This window comes from Serratia sp. LS-1 (assembly GCF_003719595.1).
GTDB lineage: Bacteria > Pseudomonadota > Gammaproteobacteria > Enterobacterales > Enterobacteriaceae > Serratia > Serratia ureilytica.
The window spans coordinates 1,140,122-1,166,467 of record NZ_CP033504.1 but is presented as its reverse complement, the minus strand read 5'-3'; the positions used below and the strand labels follow the sequence as shown (position 1 = coordinate 1,166,467).

Genomic DNA, 26,346 nt, shown 5'->3' with positions numbered 1-26,346 from the left:
TCAACCGGCCAGCCAGGGCAGCAGCTGTTGCGACGCATAGTCGAACGGCTGCCGCTCCAGCTTGCCGGTATGGATCAAACGCCCTATCGCTTCCCACACCACGTACAGCCAGCGCCGCGCCAGGAAAGCGTCGGCGACCGGCGCCCGCTGCAGATAGCTGAACAACAGTTGGCTGGGCATGCCCGCTTCACAGAGGCGGAAAAGATCGTATTCGCGCGGCGCCCACAGCACCACACCGGGATTAAGCATCGCCAACAGCTGATCGCTTTTGGGATCTTTCAACATGCTGCGCAGCGACAGGTTACCGTGCACCAGGACACAGGGATCGTCGAAACCGACGAAGAAATGGGTCAGCGCTTCGCGCGTGCGGTACAGCAAACGCCGATCTGCCATGGTCAGCTGCGGGGTAGTGAGATTGACCACCGTCGCCCACAGCACTTCGACCCGCTGTTGATACCAGCAAAACCAGTCATTCTCCTGCGTACTGTCAACGGTGCCGACGCTGCCATGGCTGTCGATGCGGTGCCAGGCCAACATCCCGTCAACGATCTGCTCCATTAACATGTTCCAGCGATCCGGCGAACGCGTTGGCGCTTCGGCCGACACGCCGCGCAGACGCTCGATCAGCAGGATTTCCGTATACGGCGCCTGGTGGGTGCATACCACGCCGTACACCGTGGGCAGGCGGATATCCCCGTCGCGCGCCAGCATCGACAGCTTGTACGCCTCCTGCTGGGCGATGCCCTGGCAGATAAAGCTTTTCGCCATCAGCGGGATGGCGTTGCCCTGGCGATCGTACAGTGAATACATGTGCGCATAAGGCTGTTCGCTCACCCGCTCCAGCCGGCTGACGGACTCACCCAGCACGATGCTCAGTTCGGCGCGTAACTGCTCCATAAGGCATTCACCTCAGGCTAATAAGGGAGTATGCGTAACATCATCGAACGGTGAGCGGAAAAATTCTTCAACGCAGATCAACAAAACGGGGATCAATAATGGGAGGTATTGCATCGTCGGCGCGTTGCGCGCCGCGCCGACGAAATCAGGCTCAGGGTTGAATGCTGTCGCGCACGCGCTGGAGATCTTCCGGCGTATCGACCCCCACGCTCGGGACCGCTTTCGCGACCGCCACGTGGATTTTTTCACCGTACCACAGCACGCGCAGCTGTTCCAACAGCTCGATCTGCTCCAACTGGCTCGGCGCCCAGCTGACGTAGCGGCGCACGAAACCGGCGCGGTACGCATAGATGCCGATGTGGCGCAGCAGGCTATCGCCGATGCTCTCCTTCGACGCGGCGAAACGCTCGCGATCCCAGGGAATGGTGGCGCGCGAGAAGTAGAGCGCGTAACCCTGCGCGTCCATCACGACCTTCACCGCATTGGGGTTGAATGCCTCTTCGGCGCTGTCGATCGGCACCGCCAACGTCGCCATGCCTGCCTGGCTGCCCGCCAGGTTTTCCGCCACCTGCTGCACGATAACGGGTGGGATCAGCGGCTCATCGCCCTGCACGTTAACGATGATCTGGTCGTCGGCAAAGCCGTAGTGCGCGATCACTTCCGCCAAACGCTCGGTGCCGGAATGGTGATCCGGGCTGGTCATGCACACTTCGCCGCCGGCGGCTTCCACCGCTTTGGCGACTTCAGGGTGATCGGTCGCCACGATGACGCGGCTGGCGCCGGACTCACGGGCGCGTTCCATCACGTGCACCACCATCGGCTTGCCGTGAATATCGGCCAGCGGTTTGCCCGGCAAACGGGTTGAGGCGTAGCGGGCGGGAATAATAGCGATAAAACTCATGCGTGCTTCTCGTCCAGCGACAGCGCACGCGCTTCATTTTCCAACAGCACAGGAATGCCGTCGCGCAGCGGGTAAGCCAACCCGTCCGCTTTGCACACCAGCTCCTGGTTTTCTTTATTGAAATAGAGTTTGCCGTTGCATACCGGGCAGGCAACGATTTCGAGTAAACGGTGGTCCATGCATCCTCCGCAAGGGGATAGGTCATCTGGGAAGGCTGTGAGGATAGCATAACGCCCGGCCTCAGGTTAATCATCGGCGGCGCCAAGCCGCCGATATTTCCTCATGGCGCCCGCGCAATGGCTTGAACTGCGGCGCCACACGGCGTAGAATTTTGTGATTAAAATCACAAAAAAGACCGTAATACGTGATCAAACGTCTGCATAAAATCATCGCTCTGTTCGCTAACTTCAGCCACTGAGCCCCCTTTGTAACGAGCGGCGCTTAACTTCGTTTTACCCCACCGACGGCGTCGCTCGTTATCCCACTTCCCAGCCGGCTCCCCATTCAGCGGCCAACGCCGCCGGAATGTCGCCCAGCGCAACGCGTTGCGCGCCGTGCCAATGAGCCGTGCGCGCGATGGCTTGCCGGATATCCTGCGTTCGCTGTTTGCCGAAGCGCACCTGCGGCTCCGCATGGAAACTGATGATCTCGAAGATGCCCTGGCGTCGGTGAGCCTTGGCGTCAATCCGCCCTACCAGATCGCCCCGATGCAGCACCGGCAACGTGAAGTAACCGTAGCGGCGTTTTTCTTTCGGCGTGTAACACTCCAGCCGATAGTCAAAGTTGAACAGCTCCAGCGCCCGACGACGATCCCACACCACCGGATCAAAAGGCGACAACAGGCTGGTGACCGCCGATTTGAGTTTGCCCTGCTCCGCCAGCGGCAGCAGTTCCGCCAGTGATTCATGCACATAAAACGGCCCTTCCAGCCCCTCGACCCGCACCGGCATAATCTCGCCCTGCTCCTGCAGCGCTGCCAGCAAGGCTTTAGGCGCCACGCGCTTCAGCCGATAGTAGTCCGCCAACCACTCGGCGCGGAAAATGCCCAGATAGCGGCAGGTGCGGCACAGCATCTGCCGGCGCGCCTGTTCCACGGGCAGCGCATGCCGCGCATCGTCCCAGGCCGGCAGCAGCCTTTCGGTCAGATCGTAAACCCGGTGGAAGTTGCGACGTTCGGCCACCATCAGTTTGCCGGCGGTAAACAGGATCTCCAGATGCCGTTTCTCCGGTTTCCAGTCCCACCACCCGCTGTTGCCCTTCTTCTCGGCGCTGAAATCCGCGGAGCGCACCGGCCCCTGTTGTTCGATGTGCCGCAGCAAGCTGTCCATCGCGGCCTGGTGCTGCTGCACCCAGTCGGCGGAGTATTTCCAGCCCATATCATGCGGCGCCAGCATGCGGTGGCGCAGCAGACCAAAATCTTCGATCGGCAGGAAACAGGCCTCGTGCGCCCAATACTCGAACAGCTTGCGGCCGGCGAGCGCCTGTTCAAGCCACTCCGGCTGATAGGCTCCCAAACGGCTGAACAGCACCAGATACGGGCTGCGAGCAACGACGCTAATGGTATCGATTTGTAACAGCCCCATGCGCTGGATCGCATTCACGACGTCATCGGGCCGAGCCTGGCGTTTAAGCGGAGAAAGCAGCCCCTGGGCGGCAAGGTGCAGCGCGCGAGCGGCGGTAAGGGAAATGGTCGGGGTGGTCATCCTGATATCCGTGGCGAGTAGGCAATGGCCTGATAATAGTGGATATCGCGGGATTTATCTTCGCCAGTGCTTGCGGGTGGCGACACCGGCACTGGCGAGGAAGGAGGATGCGATCAGAACGCGATAACGTCTGCCGCGGACAGCCCATGCGAGCTGCGATAGATCGAGAACTCAACGTTCTGACCTTCGTTCAACGACTTATTTTTGGTGTTGGCGATAGCGTTGCGATTGACATAGATTTCGTCGCTGCCATCTACCGGTGAAATAAAACCATAGCCTTCGGCCTGATTAAACCATTTCACACGGCCCATTTTTAACACAGTATTTTTAAACATAACTTATATCCTTTTACTTGAGCATCCTTGACAACGTCATTTTTTATATTGTCTGGACGCTACCAGCCCATCCTAAAGTTTTTCGTAACAAACCTCTCGTGAGCAAAAAATTAAAAAACCCGCACTAAGGCGGGCTTGTTGAACTTAATATCTTCCGCATGACTCAGCGCTGAGCGTCACCATGGTTGTATTAAGATCTCTTTATACGCGTTCCCTGTCTTCTTACAGAGCAACTACGTTGGCGGCAGCCGGCCCGCGCGGGCTGTCCTGGATGGTGTACTCGACGCGCTGGCCTTCAGCCAGGGTCTTGAAACCGTCGGTCATGATTGCGGAGAAGTGTACGAATACATCTTTGCCGCCATCGTGCTGCTCAATGAAACCAAAACCTTTGCTTTCGTTGAACCACTTAACTTGACCCGTCTTCTTAGACATTACTTTTACCTTTAAATATATTTACAAAATCTGCCATAAGAGGCAATTGCGGCCATTTCAGAAACATTACTTATGGGAGGTACTTAGAAGGTTCGTCTTTGAAGCGGAATCGGATGATAACGTTTTTGGAGGAACTGCTTAACTCTAAACTCGAACATAAATAGGTCTGGATTACAGGCCGACTTGCATTTACTCATAAAAATGGTGAATGCACAAGGGGTTTATTGCATTAAATTCATAAATACGCCGAATTTATTTTTATCCCTCTGAATATGCATGACTTAATTTAACGCTCGCCGCGGCCGAACCATCGCATTCCCCTCCTCACCGGGGCATCATTTGTCCGTCCGTGCGCTGCAAATGAGAGCTAACGCATAAAACTCTAATATGCTTGCCACGTCTATAACAAATCCCAAATCAGATGGCTAAACTTGAGGGGAAAACAAGGCAGACGGCTTTTTCGCCAGCACTTTTGCCGCTAAAAACACTATTTTTCAGATTATGCTGAATCAAGGAGCTATGCGCATGACCGCCCAGCAGTTCGTTTCACCTAATGAAATCCGCGCCAGATTCTCTCACGCGATGTCGGACATGTACCAAAAGGAGGTACCGCTGTACGGCGATCTGCTGGAACTGGTGGCGGAAACCAACCGACAGGTTCTGCGCGAAGATGCCGCACTGGCTCATCAACTGCAAATCACCGGCGAGATCGAACGCCTTGCGATGGAGCGCCACGGCGCGATCCGGGTCGGCACGGCGGACGAACTGGCCACCCTGCGCCGTCTGTTCCAGGTGATGGGCATGGCGCCGGTCGGTTACTATGATCTGTCGGTGGCGGGCGTTCCCGTGCACTCGACCGCCTTTCGCGCCGTACACGAAGACGCCCTGCAAATCAGTCCGTTCCGCGTGTTTACCTCCCTGCTGCGCCTGGAGCTGATAGAAGATCCCGCGCTGCGTGAGCTGGCCGAGCGCTTGCTGGCGCGCCGCCGCATCTTTACCGATCGCGCGTTGGAACTGATCGCGCTGCAGGAAGCGCAAGGCGGGCTGAATGAAGTGCAGGCGCAAGAATTTGTCGAACAAGCGCTGGAAACCTTCCGCTGGCACAACCAGGCGACGGTCAGCGCCGAAGAATACCAGCAGTTGCACGATCAGCATCGCCTGATCGCCGACGTGGTGGCGTTTAAAGGGCCGCATATCAATCATCTGACACCGCGCACGCTGGATATCGATCGCGTTCAGCAGGCGATGCCCGCCCGCGGCATTACGCCCAAGGCGGTCATCGAGGGCCCGCCGCGTCGCCGTCGCGCGATCCTGCTGCGCCAGACCAGCTTCAAGGCGTTGGAAGAACGCGTCGATTTCGTCGAGCATGACGGCCGCGTCGTCGCCGGTCATCATACCGCGCGCTTTGGCGAGATCGAACAGCGCGGTGTGGCGCTGACGACTAAAGGAAGAGAACTCTACGACCGTCTGCTGAAGGCCACCAACGATGCGCTGCAGGCGCCGCCGAGCGAGAAAAATGCCGAACGCTATTATCAGCTGCTGGAAGAAAACTTCCGGGCGTTTCCGGATGATTACGCCACGCTGCGCGAGCAACAGCTGGCCTGGTTCCGCTATTTCCCGACCGAATGCGGCCTGGCGGCCAAAGAATCACTGGATAAGCACAGCACCCTGGAGCAACTGATTGAGAAAGAACACGTTCGCTTCCAGCCACTGGTATATGAAGATTTTCTGCCGGTCAGCGCGGCGGGGATTTTCCAATCGAATCTGGGGGACAGCCGCCATGCACAGTACAATGCGGCGTCAAGCCGGGCAGCGTTTGAACAAGCGTTGGGCAGTGAGGTGATCGACGAGCTGGCGCTGTATCAGCAAACCCAGCAGCGCTCGCTGGAAGCCTGCGCGCAAGCCTTGGGGCTTGTCACGCTGGCATCCTGAGATTACTTGGACAGCAGGGACTCGATATCCTGCAGCAGTTGCTCAGCCTGAGCGGACGGTAGCACCGCATCAACCGGTAGATACCACCAATTGGGCTGGGCAAAGGCGCGACACTTCACCGCGTCCTTCTCCGTCATCAACAGCGTTTGATCTGCATTAACCAACGCCGCCAGCTGCGCCTGCTGATATTCCTGATGATCGGCAAACGCCACTTCCTGCACGACTTCGACGTTCAACTTTTCCAACGTCGCGAAGAAACGCGGCGGATGGCCGATACCCGCCATCGCCACCACGCGCGGCAGCTCGGCCGCCGGGCGACGTTCACCGCTCAGCAGGTTCACCGCATCACGCGCCTGCAGACGCATGGCAATTTCCCCGGCCTGCGCCACGCCGCCATTGGCGACGCGCGCATCGACGCTGCCAAGCCGCGCAGCGCGCTCGCGCATCGGCCCGGCCGGCAACCACCAGCCGTTACCGAACCGACGCACACCGTCGATGACCACCAGCTCGAAGTCACGCTGTAAAGCGTAGTGCTGCAAGCCGTCGTCGGTGATGATCACATCCAGCGGCTGTTGTTGCAGCAGAGCCTGCACCGCCTCGGCGCGCTTGGGCGCGATCGCCACGGGCGCCCCGGTACGCTGATAAATCAGCACCGGCTCATCGCCCGCCTCGCGGGTCGACGTATTCTGACCCAGCACCAGAGGATAGACCGCTGACTTGCCGCCGTAGCCGCGCGACACCACCCCAACTCGGTAGCCCCGTTGCTGCAGGTGCTCCACCAGCCAGATCACCATCGGCGTTTTGCCGTTGCCGCCGGCGGTGAGATTACCCACCACCACGACCGGCACCGGCGAACGCCAACTTTTACGCAGGCCGCAGCGGTAACTAAGGCGGATCAGCCAACTGAACAGGCCATACAGCCACGAGAGCGGCAATAGCGCCAGATAAAGCAGCGAACCGCCGGACCAGATGCGCTCAATCATTATTGACCAAACTGCATACGGTGCAGCTGCGCATAGGCGCCCTGCCGCTCAAGCAACTCGGCGTGCTCACCGCGTTCGACGATGCGGCCGTCTTCCACTACCAGGATCTCGTCCGCCTTTTCAATGGTCGACAGACGGTGCGCGATCACCAGTGAAGTTCGGTCTTTCTGCAGTTCGTCCAGCGCGGCCTGAATGGCCCGCTCGGACTCGGTATCCAGCGCAGAGGTCGCCTCATCCAGGATCAGGATCGGGCAGTCACGCAGCAGCGCGCGCGCGATGGCGATGCGCTGGCGTTGGCCGCCGGACAGCATGACACCGTTTTCACCGATCACCGTATCCAGGCCGTTTTCCATCTTGTTGATGAAGTCCATCGCGTACGCCATTTCGGCCGCTTTTTCGATCTGCTCGCGGCTGTATTCGCTCTCACGCGCATAGGCAATATTGTTGGCGATGGTGTCGTTGAACAGGTGCACGTTTTGCGAAACCAGGGCCACCTGATTACGCAGTGAGGCCAGGGTGTATTCGCGCAGATCGTGGCCATCCATCAGAATTTCGCCTTCCTGGATATCATAGAAACGCGTCAACAGGTTGGCGATGGTCGATTTCCCCGAACCGGAACGGCCCACCAGCGCTACGGTCTTGCCTTCGGCGATGTTCAGGTTGATATCACGCAGCGCCGGCGTTTCCTTGGACGGGTAGTAGAAGGTGACATTGCGGAATTCGATATCGCCTTTCGCGCGCTTCACTTCGCGGGTGCCGGTATCTTTTTCCTGTTCCATATCCAAAATGGAGAACAGCGTCTGGCACGCCGCCATCCCGCGTTGGAACTGGGCATTGACGTTGGTCAGCGACTTCAGCGGACGCATCAGCGCAATCATCGACGAGAACACCACGGTAATGGTACCGGCGGTCAGGGTTTCCATCACGCTTGGGAAGCTGGCGGCAAACAGCACGAACGCCAGCGCCAGCGAAGCGATCAGCTGAATGATCGGATCGGAAATCGAAGACGCGGAAACCAGCTTCATGCCTTGCTGACGCATGCGGTTGCTGACCGAATTAAAGCGCTCGGTTTCCACCTGCTGGCCGCCGAAGATCAGCACTTCTTTATGGCCTTTCAGCATCTGTTCGGCGCTGGTGGTCACCTGCCCCATCGTGTTCTGCATGTTCTTGCTGATGTTGCGGAAACGCTTGGACACCAGGCGAATGGCAATGGAGACGATCGGCGCCAGCACGATCAGGATCACCGACAACTGCCAGCTGTAATAGAACATCATGATGAACAGGCCAATGATCGAAGCCCCTTCGCGCACCACGGTCACCAGCGCGCTGGAAGAGGAGGAAGCCACCTGTTCGGAATCATAGGTAATGCGCGACAACAGGGTCCCGGTGGACTGTTGATCGAAGAAGGCCACCGGCATTCTCATCATGTGGCCAAACAGGCGGCGGCGCATCTGCATCACCACCATGCCGGAAACCCAGGAAATGCAGTAGCTTGAAACAAAGCTGGTTACGCCGCGCATCAACATCAGCGCGATGACGGCCAACGGCATCCACACCAGCACGCTGCTGTCGGTTTTTCCAAACCCATCGTCCAATAGCGGTTTAAGCAGAGACAGCATCAGCGTGTCCCCCGCTGCGTTCATAATCAACGCAATGGCGGCTACAATCAGCCCGGTCTTAAAAGGAGTGATCATCGGCCAGAGTCGACGGAATGTCTGCCAGGTCGAGAGATCTTTATCATTCATCATGCAAATACCAGCATCGGAAGAAATAGCGGCCTATTTTACTCATTATCACCCTCTACGCCAAACCGCTGATGGTACCAACGGGGCATTAATTGTTCGCGAAAGCCTTTAATTTGCCAATCGTTGTCGAAAAAAAGTACCGATAACTGGCCGGAGCGCGTCGTATCGCGCCATATAATGCCATTTGCCCGGTATCTGGCGACCACTTTACGCGCCGGCAAACGCCATTTGTTGTAACGAGATGCTGACGCCAATGCCGCCTGAGGATTGACCGCGCGCAGAAACGGCGGCGTGGAAGAGGTTCGGCTGCCATGATGCCCTACCTGCAACACCGTCGCCGCCAAGCGATCGCGCCGCAATCGGAGCAGCTGCGCCTCCGCCTTTTTTTCCGCATCACCGGTAAGCAGCAGGCTGTGTTTCCCGTCGTCGATACGGATCACGCAAGAGTCGTCATTGCCCGGCTTTTTACGCGTTTTCGGCGGCCACAGCACTTCGAATTGCAACCCTTGCCAGCGCCAGCGCTCACCGGCGACGCAGGGCAAGTGCCCCTCCCCGCGCATCGGGCTGCGTACCGTAGCCCCTGGAAACGCCCGTCGCACCGTCGGCAGGCCACCGGTATGATCGAGATGATCATGGCTGATAATGATCTGTTCCAATTCAATCCCCCGCCAGTTCAACATTGGCAAAATATGCCGTTCGGCGGCGCTGCCGCCCGGCCAACGCTCGCCGGTATCGTACAGTATTCCCTTGCCGTTTCGCTCAATGACCACCGCCAAGCCGTGCCCGACATCGAGCATATCGACTCGCCAGCGGTATCCCGGCTCTTTTTCCCGCCACAGCACACAGCATATCGCTACCGTCGCCAGCCCCGGTGCATAACGCCGCCACCAATGAAAGCGCCAACAGACGACGATGAGCCACCCCGCCGCGCTGGCCAGCAGCGAGGCAGCCCCCAGATCCACCCAACCGCGTTGCAGGTAATGCAGCGGCACAAACACCCAGTGCAGCGTGAAGTCCGCCAGCCACCATAGCCCGTAGCTTAACGAGGGAAAGAAGCCAAATATCACCGCCAGCAAAATCAGCGGCACCGTCACCAATGAGACAATAGGTACCGCCCACAGATTGGCGGGTAGCGAGGTCAACGTCAGGCCCAGAAACAGCGCGGCCTGCATCGGCACCAGCAGCAGCGTCATGCCGAGCTGAATATGCAGCCAGCACACCGGCGCCCAATACCAGGCCGACCGGAATCGCTCACCGAGCGGCGCCCATTCAAACCAAAAAATCAGGCAACCTACCGCCAGCACCGACAGCCAGAAACTGTCTGACAATACCGCCAGCGGATCGCACAGCAAAATCAGCCCGATACACCATAGCCACACCTGCCAGGAAGAACAATGAACGCCGCGCAGGCGCAGCAACATCCACAATGTCATGGCCAACACGGTACGCACCGCCGGCGGCTGGGCGCCCACCAACCAGACATAGATCAGCGTCGCCACCCAGCCCGCGACCAGGGGAAAACGATAGCCAATCAGATGGGAGGGAAGAAAAAACTGCAGCGCCCGCAGCGCAGCCCAGAACAAAATGGCGACCATCGCCACATGAAGCCCTGAAATGGCCATTAAGTGCGCAATGCCGGTTTTCAGCATCAGCGTGCGTAAAGGCTGTTCCAGCGCGGTTCGCTCCCCAAACGCCAGCGCCAACAATACCGCCTTGTAACGCAGCTCACCGATGTTGGTTTCCGCATGGCTGATTATGCGCTGACGCAGGCTACAATCGCCATCCAGCAAACGGGCCTGCCTGACCAGGCCCGTCAACGGCTGGCGCTGTGCGATCGCCCAACGTTGGCTGTCGAAGCCCCCTTCATTGAGCTTGCCGTGCACCGGCCGCAAGCGCAGTTTCAATTGCCAACGCTGCCCGGCGCACAGCCGCTGCTGTTCCGGGGCCCATAGTGTGGTAAACATCAATCCAGGCGCCAGCCAATGGCCATCGATCCGCTCGATACGCATTAGCGTCTGCTTGCTGGCGGCCGGATTCAACGCGATGCTGCTTACCTGCACCACCGCCGTCACTTCCGGCCCGCGGCTCAAACGCTCCATTTGCCCTATCAGGCTTCCGGCATTGAAAACCGCCCACGCGAACCCCAACCCCAGGCAGGCCAAATAACGGCAGAATGGCCTGCGCGTACGCAGCAGTAAACAGACAACAAGCAAAAGCGGCCACAGCTGCCATTGCTCAGGCAACTGCGGTAAAACCAATAGCGGCAGGATGCCGCAGATAACGGCGAATATCGCCAGATCCAGCGAAATTTTGATCGCTTTTCTCCCATCGGCTCCGCCATGAGCAAAGACGCGTCACGGCAAGCAAGCAGGATCATTCAGGCGACACGTCGCCGCCAGCGGGCTTTAACGAAGATGCGCTGAACATGGCAGGATAAGAGAGATCTATGCAGGAGCCACATCGTAAATGCGGCGCAGTACGCAACTCGCTAGCATATCGCGGCGAATTGCAGGCAAAAAAAACGGCGCCTTACAGGCACCGTTTTATATTCTTTTCAAGCAACAACGCTATGAGCAGTCAGCGACTAGCCATAGATATTGGCGCGGTCACGCAACTCTTTGCCTGGTTTGAAGTGAGGAACGTACTTGCCGTCCAGCTCAACTTTGTCACCGGTTTTCGGGTTGCGACCTACACGCGGGGCACGGTAGTGAAGAGAAAAACTGCCGAATCCGCGGATCTCAATGCGTTCGCCCTCGGCCAGCGTAGCGGCCATGTGCTCAAGCATCTCTTTCACTGCATCCTCAACGGCCTTCGCCGGAATATGAGATTGCTGGCCAGCAAGTCTTTCAATAAGTTCAGACTTGGTCATAGTACCTCCAAGCTTTGCAGCTAAACTACCGTATCGGGGCGGTCAGAGACCGCCCCCCGTCATTACTCGCCTTTAGCCGCTTTGAAAGCTTCAGCCATTGCGTTAGAGAAGTTGCCTTCTTCCTGTTTGTTGTTAACAGTTGCGATGGCGTCTTTCTCGTCAGCTTCGTCCTTAGCACGTACGGACAGGCTTACAACGCGGTTCTTACGGTCAACGCCGGTGAATTTAGCTTCAACTTCGTCACCTACGTTCAGAACCAGAGTTGCATCTTCAATGCGGTCGCGAGAGGCTTCAGATGCACGCAGGTAACCTTCTACGCCGCCTGCCAATTCAACTGTAGCACCTTTGGCGTCAACTGCAGTGACTTTACCAGTAACAATAGCACCTTTCTTGTTCATAGACAGGTAGTTATTGAACGGGTCTTCAGCCAGTTGCTTCACGCCCAGGGAGATACGCTCGCGCTCTGCGTCAACTTGCAGAACAACCGCAGCGATTTCGTCGCCTTTCTTGTATTCACGTACTGCTTCTTCGCCTGCAACGTTCCAGGAGATGTCAGACAGGTGAACCAGGCCGTCGATGCCGCCGTCCAGGCCGATGAAGATACCGAAGTCAGTGATAGACTTGATTTTACCTTCAACGCGGTCGCCCTTGTTGTGGGTCTCTGCGAACTGCTGCCATGGGTTGGATTTGCACTGCTTCAGGCCCAGGGAGATACGACGACGTTCTTCATCGATGTCCAGAACCATCACTTCCACTACGTCGCCCACGTTAACAACTTTGGACGGATGGATGTTTTTGTTGGTCCAATCCATTTCAGAAACGTGTACCAGACCTTCAACGCCTTCTTCGATTTCTACGAAGCAGCCGTAATCAGTCAGGTTGGTTACACGGCCAGTCAGCTTGGTGCCTTCTGGGTAACGTTTCGCGATAGCAACCCATGGATCTTCGCCCAGCTGTTTCAGGCCCAGGGATACACGAGTACGCTCGCGGTCGAACTTCAGCACTTTAACAGTGATTTCATCGCCAACGTTGACGATTTCGCTTGGATGCTTAACGCGCTTCCAAGCCATGTCAGTGATGTGCAGCAGGCCGTCTACGCCGCCCAGATCAACGAATGCACCGTAGTCAGTGAGGTTCTTAACGATACCTTTAACTTCCATGCCTTCCTGCAGGTTTTCCAGCAGTTGATCGCGCTCAGCGCTGTTCTCGGATTCGATAACCGCACGGCGAGAAACGACAACGTTGTTGCGCTTCTGATCCAGCTTGATGACTTTGAACTCAAGCTCTTTGCCTTCCAGGTGCAGAGTGTCACGTACCGGACGCACGTCAACCAGGGAACCTGGCAGGAACGCGCGGATGCCGTTCAGCTCGACGGTGAAGCCACCCTTCACTTTGCCGTTGATAACACCGGTTACAGTCTCAGCTTCTTCGTAGGCTTTTTCCAGCGTGATCCAAGCTTCGTGACGCTTAGCTTTCTCACGGGACAGCAGGGTTTCACCGAAGCCGTCTTCAACAGCATCCAGAGCAACGTCAACTTCGTCACCAACCTGGATTTCCAGCTCGCCCTGGGCGTTTTTGAATTGCTCAGCCGGGATGGCAGACTCAGATTTCAGACCGGCGTCAACCAGTACGATATCTTTGTCGATAGCAACAACGACGCCACGAACGATGGAACCCGGGCGGGTTTCGATTTCTTTTAAGGATTCTTCAAAGAGTTGAGCGAAAGATTCAGTCATGTTGTTAATCTTCAGGGTTCTTTAGTTTAACGTCCATTTAGCGTCCCGCCGAATGGGGTTGTTTCACATACCCCGCCATTGGCTCCATGCCGACAGGGTTTAAGGTTACAGGGGTAAAATTTTACCCGATATATTGCGATACCGCTATGACAAATATGACAAAAAGCCAATAGCGCCGCCGCGCTTATTGCTGCGGCAACGCCAACACTTTCTGTGCATACGTCAACGCCTGCCGGATCACTTCTTCGATCGACATGCTGGTAGAATCCAGCACGAGGGCGTCAGAAGCGGGCACCAGAGGCGCGATAGGCCGATTACGGTCACGGTCGTCCCGTTCCTTTATCTCGGCTAAAAGACGTTCAAAGTTAACATTAAAGCCCTTTTCCTGCAACTGCAGCATGCGGCGGTGTGCGCGCTCCTCCGAGCTGGCGTCGAGGAAAATCTTGACCGGCGCGTCCGGGAACACCACCGTGCCCATGTCGCGGCCATCGGCAATCAGGCCGGGCGCCTCGCGAAACGCGCGCTGGCGGCGCAGCAGCGCCTCGCGCACGCGCGGAAACGCCGCCGCTTGCGACGCGGTGTTGCCGACGGTTTCGGTGCGGATCTCATTGCTGACGTCCTCACCTTCCAAAATCACTTGCAGCTTGCCGTCCTGGGCAACGAAGCGAACATCGAGATGTGCGGCCAGCGGAACCAGCGCTTCCTCAGAAGTGATATCCACCTGATGATGCAACGCCGCCAGCGCCAGCACGCGATAGATCGCGCCGGAATCCAGCAAACGCCAACCAAGGGACTCGGCCAACGCTTTACACAGCGTGCCTTTGCCTGCGCCACTTGGTCCATCAACGGTTATCACCGGGGCTGTAGCCGTCATTTCTCTCTCCTTCAGGTAGAAAACCTCACAGAGACACGGCGCGCTTCGACTCGAAGCCCGGGTGCTCTGTCACCTGCCCAATCAGGGGCAAATACGGTGGCGTATTATACGCTGCCCTACGGCGATCTGTTACCCTGGAACTGTCCGGTTGTTGAAAATAAGCGCACAACCGCGAAAAAGTATAGAAGAAACGCCGGTCGCCGGGGGTTAAAAACGATAAAGGCCCGCAAAGGGGCCTTAAAAGAAATGATCTGACGGTTACGCCGGCTGGCTGATGCGCGCCAGCTGTTCGAAATAGTCCGGGAAGGTTTTCGCGGTGCATTTCGGATCGAGAATGGTGACCGGGGTATCCGACAGCGCCACCAACGAGAAGCACATCGCCATGCGGTGATCGTTGTAGGTGCCGATCTCGGCGAACTGCAGCTTGGCCGGCGGCACGACGTGAATGTAGTCTTCGCCCTCGTCAACTTCCGCCCCCACTTTACGCAGCTCGGTGGCCATCGCCGCCAGACGGTCAGTTTCCTTTACCCGCCAGTTGTAGATATTGCGGATGGTGGTCGGCCCCTCGGCGAACAGCGCCGCGGTGGCGATGGTCATCGCCGCATCCGGAATGTGGTTCATGTCCATATCTATGCCGCGCAGTTCACCGCGGCTGCACTCGATAAAATCGTCGCCCCAGGTGATGCGCGCCCCCATCTTCTCCAGCACATCGGCGAATTTGGTGTCACCCTGCACGCTTTTGCGGCCGATGCCGGTCACGCGCACGGTGCCGCCTTTGATCGCCGCCGCCGCCAGGAAGTAGGACGCAGAAGAAGCGTCGCCTTCAACCAGATAGTCGCCCGGCGCGATATACGTCTGGCGCCCCTGAATATGGAACACCCGGTAATTGTCGTGGCTCACCGATACGCCGAAGGTGCGCATCAGGTGCAACGTGATGTCGATGTACGGCTTGGAAACCAACTCGCCCTTGATGTGGATCTGCGTATCCTGCGGCGCCAGCGGCGCGGTCATCAGCAACGCGGTCAGGAACTGGCTGGAGACGCTGCCGTCGACGGTGACATCGCCGCCCCGGAAGCCGCCACGCAGGCGAATCGGCGGGTAATCGGTCTGTTCGAGGTAATCAATTTGCGCCCCGCCCTGGCGCAACGCGTCCACCAAATGGCCGATCGGACGTTCTTTCATACGCGGTTCGCCGGTCAGCACCACGTCGCCTTCGCCGAGGCACAGCGCCGCCGCCAGTGGGCGCATCGCGGTGCCGGCGTTGCCGAGGAACAGTTCCAGCGGCTGGTCGGCCACCAGCGGCCCGGCCACGCCGGTGACTTCACACACGGTGCGGTCGGCGGAAAGCTGGTAGTTCACGCCCAAAGCCTGCAGCGCATTCAGCATATGACGCACATCGTCGCTGTCCAGCAGGTTGGTCAGCCGGGTCGTTCCCTCCGCCAGCGCCGCCAGCAGCAGAGCGCGGTTAGAAACGCTCTTCGAGCCGGGTAAGTTGACGGTGCCATTGACCAGGGCGACCGGTTGTAACGTCAGGGAATCCACCATGTGAACAAAACTCTCCAATTCTGATAAACGAAACGGCTCCGGAATAATGCCGGAGCCGCTTTAATGCAAAAGGACAACAGCTTGGTCAGCCCGCGCCAGGCGAGCTGACGGGATCAACCGTGACGACGCTCGAAATCGGTCATAAAGTCGGTCAGCGCCTGTACGCCGGCCAGCGGCATCGCATTGTAAATAGAAGCGCGCATACCGCCAACTACCCGGTGGCCTTTCAGCGCCTGCAGGCCGATGGCCTCGGCTTCGCTGAGGAACACCTTATCCAGCGCCGCATCGGCCAATTGGAACGGCACGTTCATCCACGAGCGGTTGGCGATCGCCACCTGGCTGCGGTAGAAGTCGGATTTATCGATGGTCGCATACAGCAACTCGGCCTTGGCCTGATTGCGTTTTTGCATCTCCACCAGGCCGCCCTGCTCTTTCAGCCATTTGAACACCAACCCGGACAGGTACCAGGCGAAGGTCGGCGGGGTGTTGAACATCGAATCGTTCTCAGCCAACACGGTGTAATCGAGGATCGAGGGCACTTCTTTACGCGCCTTGCCCAACAGATCGTCACGCACAATCACCAGCGTCAGGCCGGCCGGGCCGATATTTTTCTGTGCGCCGGCGTAAATCACGCCGAAGCGGCTGACGTCGAGCGGGCGGGACAGGATGGTCGAGGAGTAATCGCCGATCACCACTTTGTCGCCGAAGTCCGGCGTTTCATCGATGGCTACGCCGTCGATGGTTTCATTTGGGCAATAATGCACGTAAGCCGCGTCGTTGCTCAGCTGCCACTCTTTCATCGGCTTGATGCCGCTCAGGCCGTCGATGCGGGTTTTCACGTCGATGACGTTCGGGGTGCAATACTTTTCCGCTTCCTTGATGGCGCTGTGCGCCCAATAGCCGCCGTCGATGTAGTCGGCGGTGGCCTTGTCGCCCAGCAGGTTCAGCGGCAGCGCGGCGAATTGCGCGCGGGCGCCGCCGTGGCAAAACAGCACTTTATAGTTGGAGGGGACTTTCAGCAGATCGCGCAGATCCTGTTCCGCCTGCTCGGCAACGGCGATGAATTCTTTGCTGCGGTGACTGATCTCCATCACTGACGTTCCCAGGCCGTGCCAGTTGCACAGTTCCTGTTCCGCACGACGCAACACTTCCACCGGCAGCATCGCCGGGCCAGAGCTAAAATTATAAACCTGAGTCATTTCCCCTCACCACATTCACTGTTCGCCGCAGAAAAGCGACCTGTCGAAAAGACGCCCGAAGTTAACGCTCGCGTTAACCAACCCTTCGGTTTTATCACTCACGCCCCATGGCTGCAACGCTTATTCGCCCGCCGGCGGCAAACAGGCGCACCGGGTGATGACAGGCTCTGCGGTCGGCGCGTTTTTTTGGACGATAAAACCCTGCGACATGGGGAAATTCAGCGGGTTAACGCGGTGTTTTATGCTGTATTCAGCCGAGATGGCTGCGGGAGCCCGGACGGCCCCCGCAGGAGAGAAAACGATCAGTACTGATTGAACATTTGCTGGATCTGCTTCGCATCTTTGGTTTGCGTCAACGCCAGCTGCAGCAGAATGCGGGCCTTTTGCGGATTCAGCGTGCCGGCGGCCACGAAGCCGTACTTGGCGTCGTCCACTTCCGCATCCTCCGTGGTGGCGCCGGTCGGCACGCGCGAAGAACGCACTACCGCCACGCCGCTGTGCGCCGCCGTCGCCAGGGTGTCGAACACGGTTTTATACAGGTTGCCGTTGCCGACCCCGGCGCTGACGATGCCCTGGTACCCTTCGGCGATCAACGCCTTGACCGGCGCATCGGAGGCGTTGGCGTAGTTGTAAATGATGCCGACCTTCGGCAGTTCGTTCAGCTTGCTGACGTCGAACGGCGTCTCCCGGGTGTGCTTGCGCTGTGGCGAACGCTGATAATCGATCTTGCCGTTGTGGATATACCCGAGCGGGCCGAAGTTCGGCGACTGGAAGGTTTGCACGGCGGTGGTGCTGGTTTTGGTGACATCCCGTGCGTCCAGCACGCTGTCGTTCATCGCCACCAGCACCCCGCGGTTGGCCGATTGCGGATCCGCCGCCGTCACCACCGCGTTATACAGATTGAACGGGCCGTCGGCGCTCATCGCCGTCGCCGGCCGCATCGCCCCGACCAGCACTACCGGCTTGTCGCACTTCACCGTCAGATCGAGGAAATAGGCCGTCTCTTCCAGCGTATCGGTGCCGTGGGTGATGACGAAGCCGTCGGTTTTGCCGCAGTCGGCGTCAATTTTCTTCGCCAACGTCAGCCAGACCTGATCGTTCATGTCCTGCGAGCCGATGTTAACCACCTGCTCCCCCTGCACGTTGGCGATGTTCTTCAGCGCCGGCACCGCATCGACCAGCGCCTCGATGCCCAGTTTGCCCGCGGTATAGTTGGATTTCGTCGCCGAATCGCCGCCGCCGGCGATGGTGCCGCCGGTCGCCAGCAGGGTGATGTTGGGCAGCGCCAGCGCCGAGGCGCTGACGCCGGTCAACAAAAGGGTTAACACGCTGAGTTTCACTGATTTCATTAGATTTCTCCGTGACAGATAACTCGCTGAATTATGGCCTTTATCCTTAAAAAAACTGTGACTTTGCCGCCGCTTTAGGAATACGTGGAGCTCCAGCGTAAAACCCCGTATCATTGCGCGTTTTTAGTACGCGCAAAAAGTGAAGACAATGACGCAAACTTTTATCCCCGGTAAAGACGCCGCCCTGGAAGATTCCATCGCCCGTTTCCAGCAGAAACTGAGCGATCTCGGTTTCAACATCGAAGAAGCCTCCTGGCTGAACCCGGTGCCGCACGTATGGTCGGTGCACATTCGCGATCGCGATTGTCCGCTGTGCTTCACCAACGGCAAAGGCGCCAGCAAAAAAGCCGCGTTGGCCTCTGCGCTGGGTGAATATTTCGAGCGCCTGTCCACCAACTACTTCTTCGCCGATTTCTATCTGGGCAAGCAGATCGCCGAAGGCGACTTCGTACACTACCCGAATGAGAAATGGTTCCCGATCCCGGCGGACGATGCGCTGCCGGCCGGCATCCTCGACGAGCGTCTGCACGCCTTCTACGATCCGCAACAAGAGCTGAGCGCCAGCGATCTTGTCGATCTGCAGTCCGGCAATGCCGATCGCGGCATCTGCGCGCTGCCGTTCACCCGTCAGTCCGATCAGCAAACGGTATACATTCCGATGAACATCATCGGCAACCTGTATGTTTCCAACGGCATGTCCGCCGGCAACACCGCCAACGAAGCGCGCGTGCAGGGCCTGTCGGAAGTGTTCGAGCGCTATGTGAAAAACCGCATTATCGCCGAATCCATCAGCCTGCCGGCGATCCCGGACGAGGTGCTGAACCGCTACCCGGGCGTGGTGGAAGCCATCGCCAAGCTGGAAGAGGAAGGTTTCCCAATCCTCTCCTACGACGCCTCGCTGGGCGGCAACTACCCGGTGATCTGCGTGGTGCTGTTCAACCCGACCAACGGCACCTGCTTCGCCTCGTTCGGCGCGCACCCGGACTTCGGCGTGGCGCTGGAGCGCACGGTGACCGAACTGCTGCAGGGCCGCAGCCTGAAAGATCTCGACGTGTTCACCGCGCCGACCTTCGATGACGAAGAAGTGGCGGAACACACCAACCTGGAAACGCACTTCATCGACTCCAGCGGTCTGATCTCTTGGGATCTGTTCAAGCAGGACGCGGACTATCCGTTCGTTGACTGGAACTTCAGCGGCAGCACGCAGGAAGAGTTCGCCACCCTGATGAGCATCTTCGACAAAGAAGACGCGGAAGTGTACATCGCCGACTACGAACACCTGGGCGTCTACGCTTGCCGCATCATCGTGCCGGGCATGTCCGATATCTACCCGGCGGAAGACCTGCTGCTGGCCAACAACAGCATGGGCGCGCACCTGCGCGATACGCTGCTGGCGTTGCCGGGCAGCGAGTGGGAGCCGGAAGAATACCTGGCGCTGATCGAGCAGTTGGACGACGAAGGGCTGGACGATTTCACCCGCGTACGCGAACTGCTGGGCATTGCCAGCGGCAAAGACAACGCCTGGTATACCCTGCGCGTGGGCGAGCTGAAGTCGATGCTGGCGCTGGCGGGCGGCGATCTGGATCAGGCGCTGATTTGGACCGAATGGACGCAGGACTTCAACGCCTCGGTGCTGAGCCCGGCGCGCAGCAACTACTACCGTTGCCTGCAAACGCTGTTGCTGCTGGCGCAGGAGCCTGAGCGCGAAGCGGCGCAATACTATACCGCGTTCGTGAAAATGTACGGCCAGGAAGCGGTGGACGCGGCCTCGGCCGCCATCAGCGGTGAAGAGCGCTTCAACGGGCTGTTCGCCGTCGATGCCGATCTGAAGGCGTTGCCGGCCCATCAGGCGCTGCTGGCGGCCTACGAGAAGCTGCAGGCGGCCAAGCGCCGTCACTGGGCCAAGGCCTAATCGCCATTGGGGGTACCGCCACTTTTGGGGTACCCTCCCGGTCAAACGCCGCACTCCGCTGCGGCGTTTTCATTTTGCGGTTTATTTCAACGCATTCTGTTTTATTTTCCCGCAGGAAAATAGGCGGTTAAACGAGCATAAGAATAAATAAACCGGCGATTGTTGCCGGACGGTGAAATAATAATTAACCGATAATTAAACTTTCAGCGACGAACGGCGACAAAACGCCTAAAAATTTAACTTTGACACCCTCGGCACACCGGGTGAATTCAAAAAAAATTGCAAACATTAAAAAATTGTTTTTTGTTTAAATTCAATTAATTAGACATAAAAACCACACTAAAAACATGCCATTTTGGTGCTCTACTTCCCCGCCTTATGATCCAAATCAAATTTTCCCCTATACTGCTTTGCTAGTATCTCATTGCGTTGTTTTAACCCTTAAGAGCGAGAGTTAGTTTGAAAACTGACAGCCCATTCGATCTGATTTTACCTGCGGCAACGGCGAAAATCGCTGAAGATGCCGGCGTGTATAAAGCCACCAAACATCCGCTGAAAACGTTTTATTTGGCGATCACCGCCGGTGTCTTCATTTCCATCGCCTTCGTTTTCTACATTACGGCGACCACCGGCACCGCCGGCGTGCCTTTCGGGCTGGCGAAACTGGTCGGCGGCATCTGTTTCTCTCTCGGGTTAATGCTGGTGGTGGTGTCGGGCGCCGACCTGTTCACCTCTACCGTGCTTATCGTCATCGCCAAGGCCAGCGGCCGCATCAGCTGGGGCCAACTGGGCGCCAACTGGCTGAACGTTTATCTCGGCAACCTGGTCGGCGCGCTGTTCTTCGTGGCGCTGATCTGGTTCTCCGGCGAGTATATGGTCGCCAACGGCCAGTGGGGCCTGAATGTTCTGCAAACCGCGGACCACAAGCTGCATCACACCTTTATCGAAGCCGTCTGCCTCGGCATTCTGGCTAACCTGATGGTCTGCCTGGCGGTCTGGATGAGCTACTCCGGCCGTACCCTGACCGACAAGATGCTCGCCATGGTGCTGCCGGTCGGTATGTTTGTCGCCAGCGGCTTCGAACACAGCATCGCCAACATGTTTATGATCCCTATGGGCATCGTGGTCAAACACTTCGCTACGCCGGAGTTCTGGCAAGCCGTAGGGGCGGTACCTGAGCAATTCGCTCATCTGACAGTAAGCAACTTCATCATCGACAACCTGATTCCGGTCACCATTGGTAACATCATCGGCGGCGGTCTGCTGGTTGGGTTGACTTACTGGGTAATTTATCTGCGCGGGGGCCGCGAACAGCACTAAGCTGTGAGTTACCGCGCGCAGAGTTAGAAATCCACAATCAAAGGTAGGTGTACAATGACCGAACTTAACGAGAAATTAGCCAACGCTTGGGAAGGTTTCAGCAAGGGTGACTGGCAGAATGAAGTCAACGTTCGTGACTTCATCCAGAAAAACTACACGCCTTATGAAGGTGACGAATCCTTCCTGGCTGGCGCAACTCAAGCCACCACCACCTTGTGGGACAAGGTTATGGAAGGGATCAAACTGGAAAACCGCACTCATGCGCCGGTTGATTTCGACACCAACGTTGCTTCAACCATCGTTTCTCACGACGCGGGTTACATCGCCAAAGAGCTGGAAACCATCGTGGGTCTGCAGACCGACGCCCCTCTGAAACGCGCGCTGATCCCGTTCGGCGGCATCAAAATGGTCGAAGGTTCGTGCAAAGTGTACGGCCGCGAACTGGATCCGCAGCTGAAAAAAGTGTTCACCGAATACCGTAAAACCCACAACCAGGGCGTATTCGACGTTTACACCAAAGACATCCTGAACTGCCGTAAATCCGGCGTGCTGACCGGTCTGCCAGACGCTTACGGCCGTGGCCGCATCATCGGCGACTACCGCCGCGTGGCGCTGTACGGCATCGACTTCCTGATGGCCGACAAGCTGAACCAGTTCAAATCGCTGCAGGAAAAACTGGAAAACGGCGAAGACCTGGAAATGACCATCCAGCTGCGCGAAGAGATCGCTGAACAGCATCGCGCTCTGGCTCAGATCAAAGAGATGGCCGCCAAATACGGTTACGACATCTCCGGCCCGGCCACCAGCGCCCAAGAAGCGGTGCAGTGGACCTACTTCGGCTACCTGGCCGCGGTGAAATCCCAGAACGGCGCCGCCATGTCCTTCGGCCGCGTGTCCACCTTCCTCGACGTGTTCATCGAACGCGACATCAAGGCGGGCAAACTGACCGAAGAGCAAGCGCAGGAACTGATCGACCACCTGGTGATGAAACTGCGTATGGTGCGCTTCCTGCGTACCCCTGAGTACGATGAACTGTTCTCCGGCGACCCAATCTGGGCGACTGAATCCCTGGCCGGTATGGGCGTCGACGGCCGTACCCTGGTCACCAAAAACAGCTTCCGCTTCCTGAACACCCTGTACACCATGGGGCCGTCGCCGGAGCCGAACATGACCATCCTGTGGTCTGAGAAGCTGCCGCTGAACTTCAAGAAATTCGCGGCGAAAGTGTCCATCGACACCTCTTCCGTACAGTACGAAAACGACGACCTGATGCGTCCTGACTTCAACAACGATGACTACGCCATCGCCTGTTGCGTCAGCCCGATGATCGTCGGTAAGCAAATGCAGTTCTTCGGCGCCCGCGCCAACCTGGCGAAAACCATGCTTTACGCCATCAACGGCGGCGTTGACGAGAAACTGAAAATGCAGGTCGGCCCGAAAGAAGCGCCGATGATGGACGAAGTGCTGGACTATGACAAAGTCATGGCCCGCATGGACCACTTTATGGATTGGCTGGCCAAGCAGTACGTGACCGCGCTGAACATCATTCACTACATGCACGACAAGTACAGCTACGAAGCTGCGCTGATGGCGCTGCATGACCGTGACGTTTATCGCACCATGGCTTGCGGCATCGCCGGTCTGTCCGTTGCGGCCGACTCCCTGTCCGCCATCAAGTACGCGAAAGTCACCACCATTCGCGACGAAGACGGCCTGGCTATCGACTTCAAAGTGGAAGGCGAGTACCCGCAGTTCGGTAACAACGACGCCCGCGTCGATGACATCGCCTGTGACCTGGTGGAACGTTTCATGAAGAAAATTCAGAAACTGCGCACCTACCGCAACGCGGTACCGACTCAGTCCGTACTGACCATCACCTCCAACGTGGTGTACGGTAAGAAAACCGGTAACACCCCGGATGGCCGCCGCGCAGGCGCACCGTTCGGCCCAGGTGCCAACCCGATGCACGGCCGTGACCAGAAAGGTGCAGTCGCCTCCCTGACCTCGGTAGCCAAACTGCCGTTTGCCTACGCGAAAGACGGGATCTCCTACACCTTCTCCATCGTGCCTAACGCGCTGGGTAAAGACGACGACGTGCGTAAAGCCAACCTGGCGGGCCTGATGGATGGTTACTTCCACCATGAAGCCTCCATCGAAGGCGGTCAGCATCTGAACGTCAACGTAATGAACCGCGAAATGCTGCTGGATGCGATGGAAAATCCTGAGAAATACCCTCAGCTGACCATCCGCGTCTCCGGTTACGCCGTGCGCTTCAACTCGCTGACCAAAGAGCAACAGCAGGACGTCATTACTCGTACCTTCACTCAAACGATGTAATAACGCCGACCGGGCGGGAGACCGCCCGGTGCCAACGTCGGGGCCGGTTCTGCCGGCCCTTTTCTCCCACCGCTCTCCCCTGACTCTGTGCGAGTCTGTTTTGCCGGACATCTATACTGAATGGATAGCCGGCAAAACAGTTATCCGGCAACTGACCGGCCGACAGGCATCATTACCCCCGGTGGCGGATCCCCCGCCGCTGCATCGCAGATACCTGGCCGGCGGCCACGCGCCTATTTTTAGACTGCGTTTGACAGTCCATATTGGAGAAAACCCCGCAATGTCAGTAACTGGTCGCATCCACTCCTTCGAATCCTGCGGCACCGTCGATGGGCCCGGGATCCGCTTTATCGTCTTCTTCCAGGGCTGCCTGATGCGCTGCCTCTATTGCCATAACCGTGACACCTGGGACACCCACGGCGGCAAAGAAGTGACCGTCGAAGAGCTGATGAAAGACGCGGTGGCCTACCGCCACTTCATGAACGCTTCCGGCGGTGGCGTGACCGCGTCCGGCGGCGAGGCGATCCTGCAGGCTGAATTCGTGCGCGACTGGTTCCGTGCCTGCCACGCCGAAGGCATCAATACCTGCCTGGACACCAATGGCTTCGTGCGCCGCTACGATCCGGTGATCGACGAGCTGCTGGACACCACCGATCTGGTGATGCTGGACCTGAAACAGATGAATGACGAGATCCACCAGAACCTGGTCGGCGTCTCCAACCACCGCACGCTGGAATTCGCCCGCTACCTGGCGAAACGCAATCAGCGCACCTGGATCCGCTATGTGGTGGTGCCGGGTTGGTCAGACGACGATAAGTCGGCGCACCTGCTGGGCGAGTTCACCAAAGACATGACCAACATCGAGAAAATCGAGCTGCTGCCCTACCACGAGCTGGGCAAGCACAAATGGGTGGCGATGGGGGAAGAGTACAAGCTGGACGGCGTTCATCCGCCGAAGGCCGAGACCATGGATCGCGTCAAAGGCATCCTGGAAAGCTACGGCCACAAAGTCATTTACTGATTGGCGCAGCGCCAAAGAAAAACCGGCTCATGGCCGGTTTTTTTATGCTCAGGCGGCGGCGAACGGCGTGTGATGGTGATCCGGCTTCTGCTTCTTCAGCAGCATCAGCAGGTAAACCAGCGCCACGGCGGCGATCATCACGAACAGCACGCGATCGGAGTAGTTTTGCATCAGCAGCGCCGTCATCGACGGGCCCAGCAGGCTGCCGATGGTGTAGCTCATTAGCAGTGCCTGGTTCATCGCCACCAACTCGTGCGGCAGCGCCTTCTCGCAGGCCCAGGACATCGCCACCGGATACAGGGTAAAGCCGGCGCAGCCGAGGATGAACAGTGAAGGCGCCATGGCGTAGTTGCCGAGCATCGCCACGCTGGCGAGGATCACCACAAACACCTGAATGCGCAGCACCAGCAGGCGCCCGTAACGATCGGCCAGGCGCCCGACAGGCCATTGGCCGACGATGCCGGAGCTGACCAACAGCGCCATCCAGTAGCCGACGTTAGCGTCGCTCATGCCCTGATGAGAGAGATACAGCGGCATCAGGCCATACAGCGAGCCGAGCACGATGCCGGAGATGATGCAGCCGTTGATGCCCAGGCGCGCGCTGCGGCGTCTCAACATTGTCCATACCGCCGCCTGCTGCGGCTCGTCTTCATGGCGGTTTACCCGCGCGAACAACATCGGCAACATGGCGCTGATCACGATCGCGGTCACCCACGGCACCACATGCAGCAATTCGGTCGAGGTCATGCTCAACAGTAATTGGCCGGTCACCGTACCGAGGTAATAGACAATCATATAGGCCGCCAGCAGCTGGCCACGGTTGCTCAAATTGCCGCTGCGCAAAAGCGCGCTCTCCACGATCACCCAGATCCAGGCACACCCGACGCCGGCGAAGAAGCGCCAGCCCAGCCAGCTCCAGAAATCGATCGACAGCACCATGCCGGCGGTCGCGGCGGCGAACAGCAAACAAGAGAGATGATAGCTGCGGGTGAAGCCAACGCGCTGGATCAGTTTGCCCGCTACCAACGTGCCCAACAGGTTGCCGCTGAAATAAGAGGAACTGACCATACCCACTTGCCAGGTCGACAGCTGAGCATGGGTTAACCAAAGCGGCACTAACGTATTCAAAACGGCAATGGATACCGTGAGCAGCAAGAGGCCGCAGAGCAATAAGAGCACCGGGCGGGAGTAAGCGGACATAGTGAAATTGTGACCGAACGCGCAATGAGAGTGCGCGCATCATGCCACTGGCGATA

The 26,346-nt window shown here is 58.0% G+C and carries 21 protein-coding genes; 5 read left to right on the top strand and 16 right to left on the bottom strand.

Annotated features, from left to right (window positions below):
* From EDY99_RS05675 to EDY99_RS05650, 6 genes are all read right to left on the bottom strand, one after another.
* Window positions 1-897: a YcbJ family phosphotransferase gene (locus EDY99_RS05675; RefSeq protein ID WP_042784113.1), complete on the bottom strand. Its 897-nt coding sequence runs from the start codon at window positions 895-897 to the stop codon at window positions 1-3.
* Between the two features lie 151 nt (window positions 898-1,048).
* Window positions 1,049-1,798, bottom strand: coding sequence for a 3-deoxy-manno-octulosonate cytidylyltransferase (gene kdsB / locus EDY99_RS05670; protein ID WP_046686777.1), 750 nt, complete (start codon window positions 1,796-1,798; stop codon window positions 1,049-1,051).
* Entirely contained in the window at window positions 1,795-1,977 is a 183-nt protein-coding gene (locus tag EDY99_RS05665; RefSeq protein ID WP_004928237.1) for a Trm112 family protein, read from the bottom strand. The genes kdsB and EDY99_RS05665 overlap by 4 nt, the downstream gene beginning before the upstream one ends.
* Before the next feature lie 297 nt (window positions 1,978-2,274).
* Window positions 2,275-3,501, bottom strand: coding sequence for a winged helix-turn-helix domain-containing protein (locus EDY99_RS05660; RefSeq protein ID WP_046686776.1), 1,227 nt, complete (start codon window positions 3,499-3,501; stop codon window positions 2,275-2,277).
* Between the two features lie 113 nt (window positions 3,502-3,614).
* Window positions 3,615-3,836: a cold-shock protein gene (locus tag EDY99_RS05655; RefSeq protein WP_004928241.1), complete on the bottom strand. Its 222-nt coding sequence runs from the start codon at window positions 3,834-3,836 to the stop codon at window positions 3,615-3,617.
* A 222-nt stretch (window positions 3,837-4,058) separates the two neighbouring features.
* Entirely contained in the window at window positions 4,059-4,268 is a 210-nt protein-coding gene (locus tag EDY99_RS05650) for a cold shock domain-containing protein (protein ID WP_004928244.1), read from the bottom strand.
* 525 nt (window positions 4,269-4,793) lie between these two features.
* Here EDY99_RS05650 and EDY99_RS05645 point away from each other — a divergent pair.
* A complete protein-coding gene (locus EDY99_RS05645) occupies window positions 4,794-6,200 on the top strand; it encodes a VOC family protein (RefSeq protein WP_123061556.1) in 1,407 nt (468 codons plus the stop codon).
* A 2-nt stretch (window positions 6,201-6,202) separates the two neighbouring features.
* On the opposite strand, the gene lpxK is transcribed toward EDY99_RS05645, so the two are convergent.
* The 9 genes from lpxK to ansB form a co-directional block, all read right to left on the bottom strand.
* On the bottom strand, window positions 6,203-7,183 hold the full coding sequence (lpxK, locus tag EDY99_RS05640; protein WP_042784110.1) for a tetraacyldisaccharide 4'-kinase: 981 nt from the start codon (window positions 7,181-7,183) through the stop codon (window positions 6,203-6,205).
* Window positions 7,183-8,931, bottom strand: a complete 1,749-nt coding sequence (msbA, locus tag EDY99_RS05635) for a lipid A ABC transporter ATP-binding protein/permease MsbA (RefSeq protein WP_033642563.1) — start codon at window positions 8,929-8,931, stop codon at window positions 7,183-7,185. Before msbA ends, lpxK begins: the two co-directional genes overlap by 1 nt.
* Before the next feature lie 35 nt (window positions 8,932-8,966).
* Window positions 8,967-11,243 (bottom strand): ComEC family protein, encoded by a 2,277-nt coding sequence (locus EDY99_RS05630; RefSeq protein WP_370453983.1) that lies wholly within the window; start codon window positions 11,241-11,243, stop codon window positions 8,967-8,969.
* 269 nt (window positions 11,244-11,512) lie between these two features.
* On the bottom strand, window positions 11,513-11,797 hold the full coding sequence (gene ihfB, locus EDY99_RS05625) for an integration host factor subunit beta (protein ID WP_004928264.1): 285 nt from the start codon (window positions 11,795-11,797) through the stop codon (window positions 11,513-11,515).
* 62 nt (window positions 11,798-11,859) lie between these two features.
* Window positions 11,860-13,533: a 30S ribosomal protein S1 gene (rpsA, locus tag EDY99_RS05620; protein WP_004928267.1), complete on the bottom strand. Its 1,674-nt coding sequence runs from the start codon at window positions 13,531-13,533 to the stop codon at window positions 11,860-11,862.
* Window positions 13,534-13,717: 184 nt separating this feature from the next.
* Window positions 13,718-14,407 (bottom strand): (d)CMP kinase, encoded by a 690-nt coding sequence (cmk, locus tag EDY99_RS05615; RefSeq protein ID WP_004928270.1) that lies wholly within the window; start codon window positions 14,405-14,407, stop codon window positions 13,718-13,720.
* Between the two features lie 258 nt (window positions 14,408-14,665).
* Entirely contained in the window at window positions 14,666-15,952 is a 1,287-nt protein-coding gene (gene aroA / locus EDY99_RS05610) for a 3-phosphoshikimate 1-carboxyvinyltransferase (protein ID WP_103101147.1), read from the bottom strand.
* Window positions 15,953-16,065: 113 nt separating this feature from the next.
* Window positions 16,066-17,151, bottom strand: coding sequence for a 3-phosphoserine/phosphohydroxythreonine transaminase (gene serC / locus EDY99_RS05605; RefSeq protein WP_028127991.1), 1,086 nt, complete (start codon window positions 17,149-17,151; stop codon window positions 16,066-16,068).
* Window positions 17,152-17,453: 302 nt separating this feature from the next.
* Complete coding sequence (gene ansB, locus EDY99_RS05600; protein WP_123061554.1) at window positions 17,454-18,500, bottom strand: L-asparaginase 2; 1,047 nt, start codon at window positions 18,498-18,500, stop codon at window positions 17,454-17,456.
* 148 nt (window positions 18,501-18,648) lie between these two features.
* On the opposite strand from ansB, the gene ycaO reads away from it, so the two are divergent.
* The 4 genes from ycaO to pflA all read left to right on the top strand — a co-directional run bounded on the left by ycaO (window position 18,649) and on the right by pflA (window position 25,090).
* A complete protein-coding gene (gene ycaO, locus EDY99_RS05595) occupies window positions 18,649-20,412 on the top strand; it encodes a 30S ribosomal protein S12 methylthiotransferase accessory factor YcaO (RefSeq protein ID WP_033642559.1) in 1,764 nt (587 codons plus the stop codon).
* Between the two features lie 459 nt (window positions 20,413-20,871).
* Entirely contained in the window at window positions 20,872-21,732 is an 861-nt protein-coding gene (gene focA, locus EDY99_RS05590; RefSeq protein ID WP_019454548.1) for a formate transporter FocA, read from the top strand.
* A gap of 54 nt (window positions 21,733-21,786) precedes the next feature.
* Entirely contained in the window at window positions 21,787-24,069 is a 2,283-nt protein-coding gene (gene pflB, locus EDY99_RS05585) for a formate C-acetyltransferase (protein WP_004928286.1), read from the top strand.
* 280 nt (window positions 24,070-24,349) lie between these two features.
* On the top strand, window positions 24,350-25,090 hold the full coding sequence (gene pflA, locus EDY99_RS05580; protein ID WP_015377324.1) for a pyruvate formate lyase 1-activating protein: 741 nt from the start codon (window positions 24,350-24,352) through the stop codon (window positions 25,088-25,090).
* A gap of 48 nt (window positions 25,091-25,138) precedes the next feature.
* Here pflA and EDY99_RS05575 read toward each other — a convergent pair whose 3' ends face one another.
* Entirely contained in the window at window positions 25,139-26,290 is a 1,152-nt protein-coding gene (locus EDY99_RS05575; protein WP_004928291.1) for an MFS transporter, read from the bottom strand.
* Between the last annotated feature and the right edge of the window lie 56 nt (window positions 26,291-26,346).

Coding starts and splice junctions, on each gene's coding strand:
- EDY99_RS05675 (WP_042784113.1), bottom strand. CDS start 897: ATGGAGCAGTTACGCGCCGAACTGAGCATCGTGCTGGGTGAGTCCGTC.
- kdsB (WP_046686777.1), bottom strand. CDS start 1,798: ATGAGTTTTATCGCTATTATTCCCGCCCGCTACGCCTCAACCCGTTTG.
- EDY99_RS05665 (WP_004928237.1), bottom strand. CDS start 1,977: ATGGACCACCGTTTACTCGAAATCGTTGCCTGCCCGGTATGCAACGGC.
- EDY99_RS05660 (WP_046686776.1), bottom strand. CDS start 3,501: ATGACCACCCCGACCATTTCCCTTACCGCCGCTCGCGCGCTGCACCTT.
- EDY99_RS05655 (WP_004928241.1), bottom strand. CDS start 3,836: ATGTTTAAAAATACTGTGTTAAAAATGGGCCGTGTGAAATGGTTTAAT.
- EDY99_RS05650 (WP_004928244.1), bottom strand. CDS start 4,268: ATGTCTAAGAAGACGGGTCAAGTTAAGTGGTTCAACGAAAGCAAAGGT.
- EDY99_RS05645 (WP_123061556.1), top strand. CDS start 4,794: ATGACCGCCCAGCAGTTCGTTTCACCTAATGAAATCCGCGCCAGATTC.
- lpxK (WP_042784110.1), bottom strand. CDS start 7,183: ATGATTGAGCGCATCTGGTCCGGCGGTTCGCTGCTTTATCTGGCGCTA.
- msbA (WP_033642563.1), bottom strand. CDS start 8,931: ATGATGAATGATAAAGATCTCTCGACCTGGCAGACATTCCGTCGACTC.
- ihfB (WP_004928264.1), bottom strand. CDS start 11,797: ATGACCAAGTCTGAACTTATTGAAAGACTTGCTGGCCAGCAATCTCAT.
- rpsA (WP_004928267.1), bottom strand. CDS start 13,533: ATGACTGAATCTTTCGCTCAACTCTTTGAAGAATCCTTAAAAGAAATC.
- cmk (WP_004928270.1), bottom strand. CDS start 14,407: ATGACGGCTACAGCCCCGGTGATAACCGTTGATGGACCAAGTGGCGCA.
- aroA (WP_103101147.1), bottom strand. CDS start 15,952: ATGGTGGATTCCCTGACGTTACAACCGGTCGCCCTGGTCAATGGCACC.
- serC (WP_028127991.1), bottom strand. CDS start 17,151: ATGACTCAGGTTTATAATTTTAGCTCTGGCCCGGCGATGCTGCCGGTG.
- ansB (WP_123061554.1), bottom strand. CDS start 18,500: ATGAAATCAGTGAAACTCAGCGTGTTAACCCTTTTGTTGACCGGCGTC.
- ycaO (WP_033642559.1), top strand. CDS start 18,649: ATGACGCAAACTTTTATCCCCGGTAAAGACGCCGCCCTGGAAGATTCC.
- pflB (WP_004928286.1), top strand. CDS start 21,787: ATGACCGAACTTAACGAGAAATTAGCCAACGCTTGGGAAGGTTTCAGC.
- pflA (WP_015377324.1), top strand. CDS start 24,350: ATGTCAGTAACTGGTCGCATCCACTCCTTCGAATCCTGCGGCACCGTC.
- EDY99_RS05575 (WP_004928291.1), bottom strand. CDS start 26,290: ATGTCCGCTTACTCCCGCCCGGTGCTCTTATTGCTCTGCGGCCTCTTG.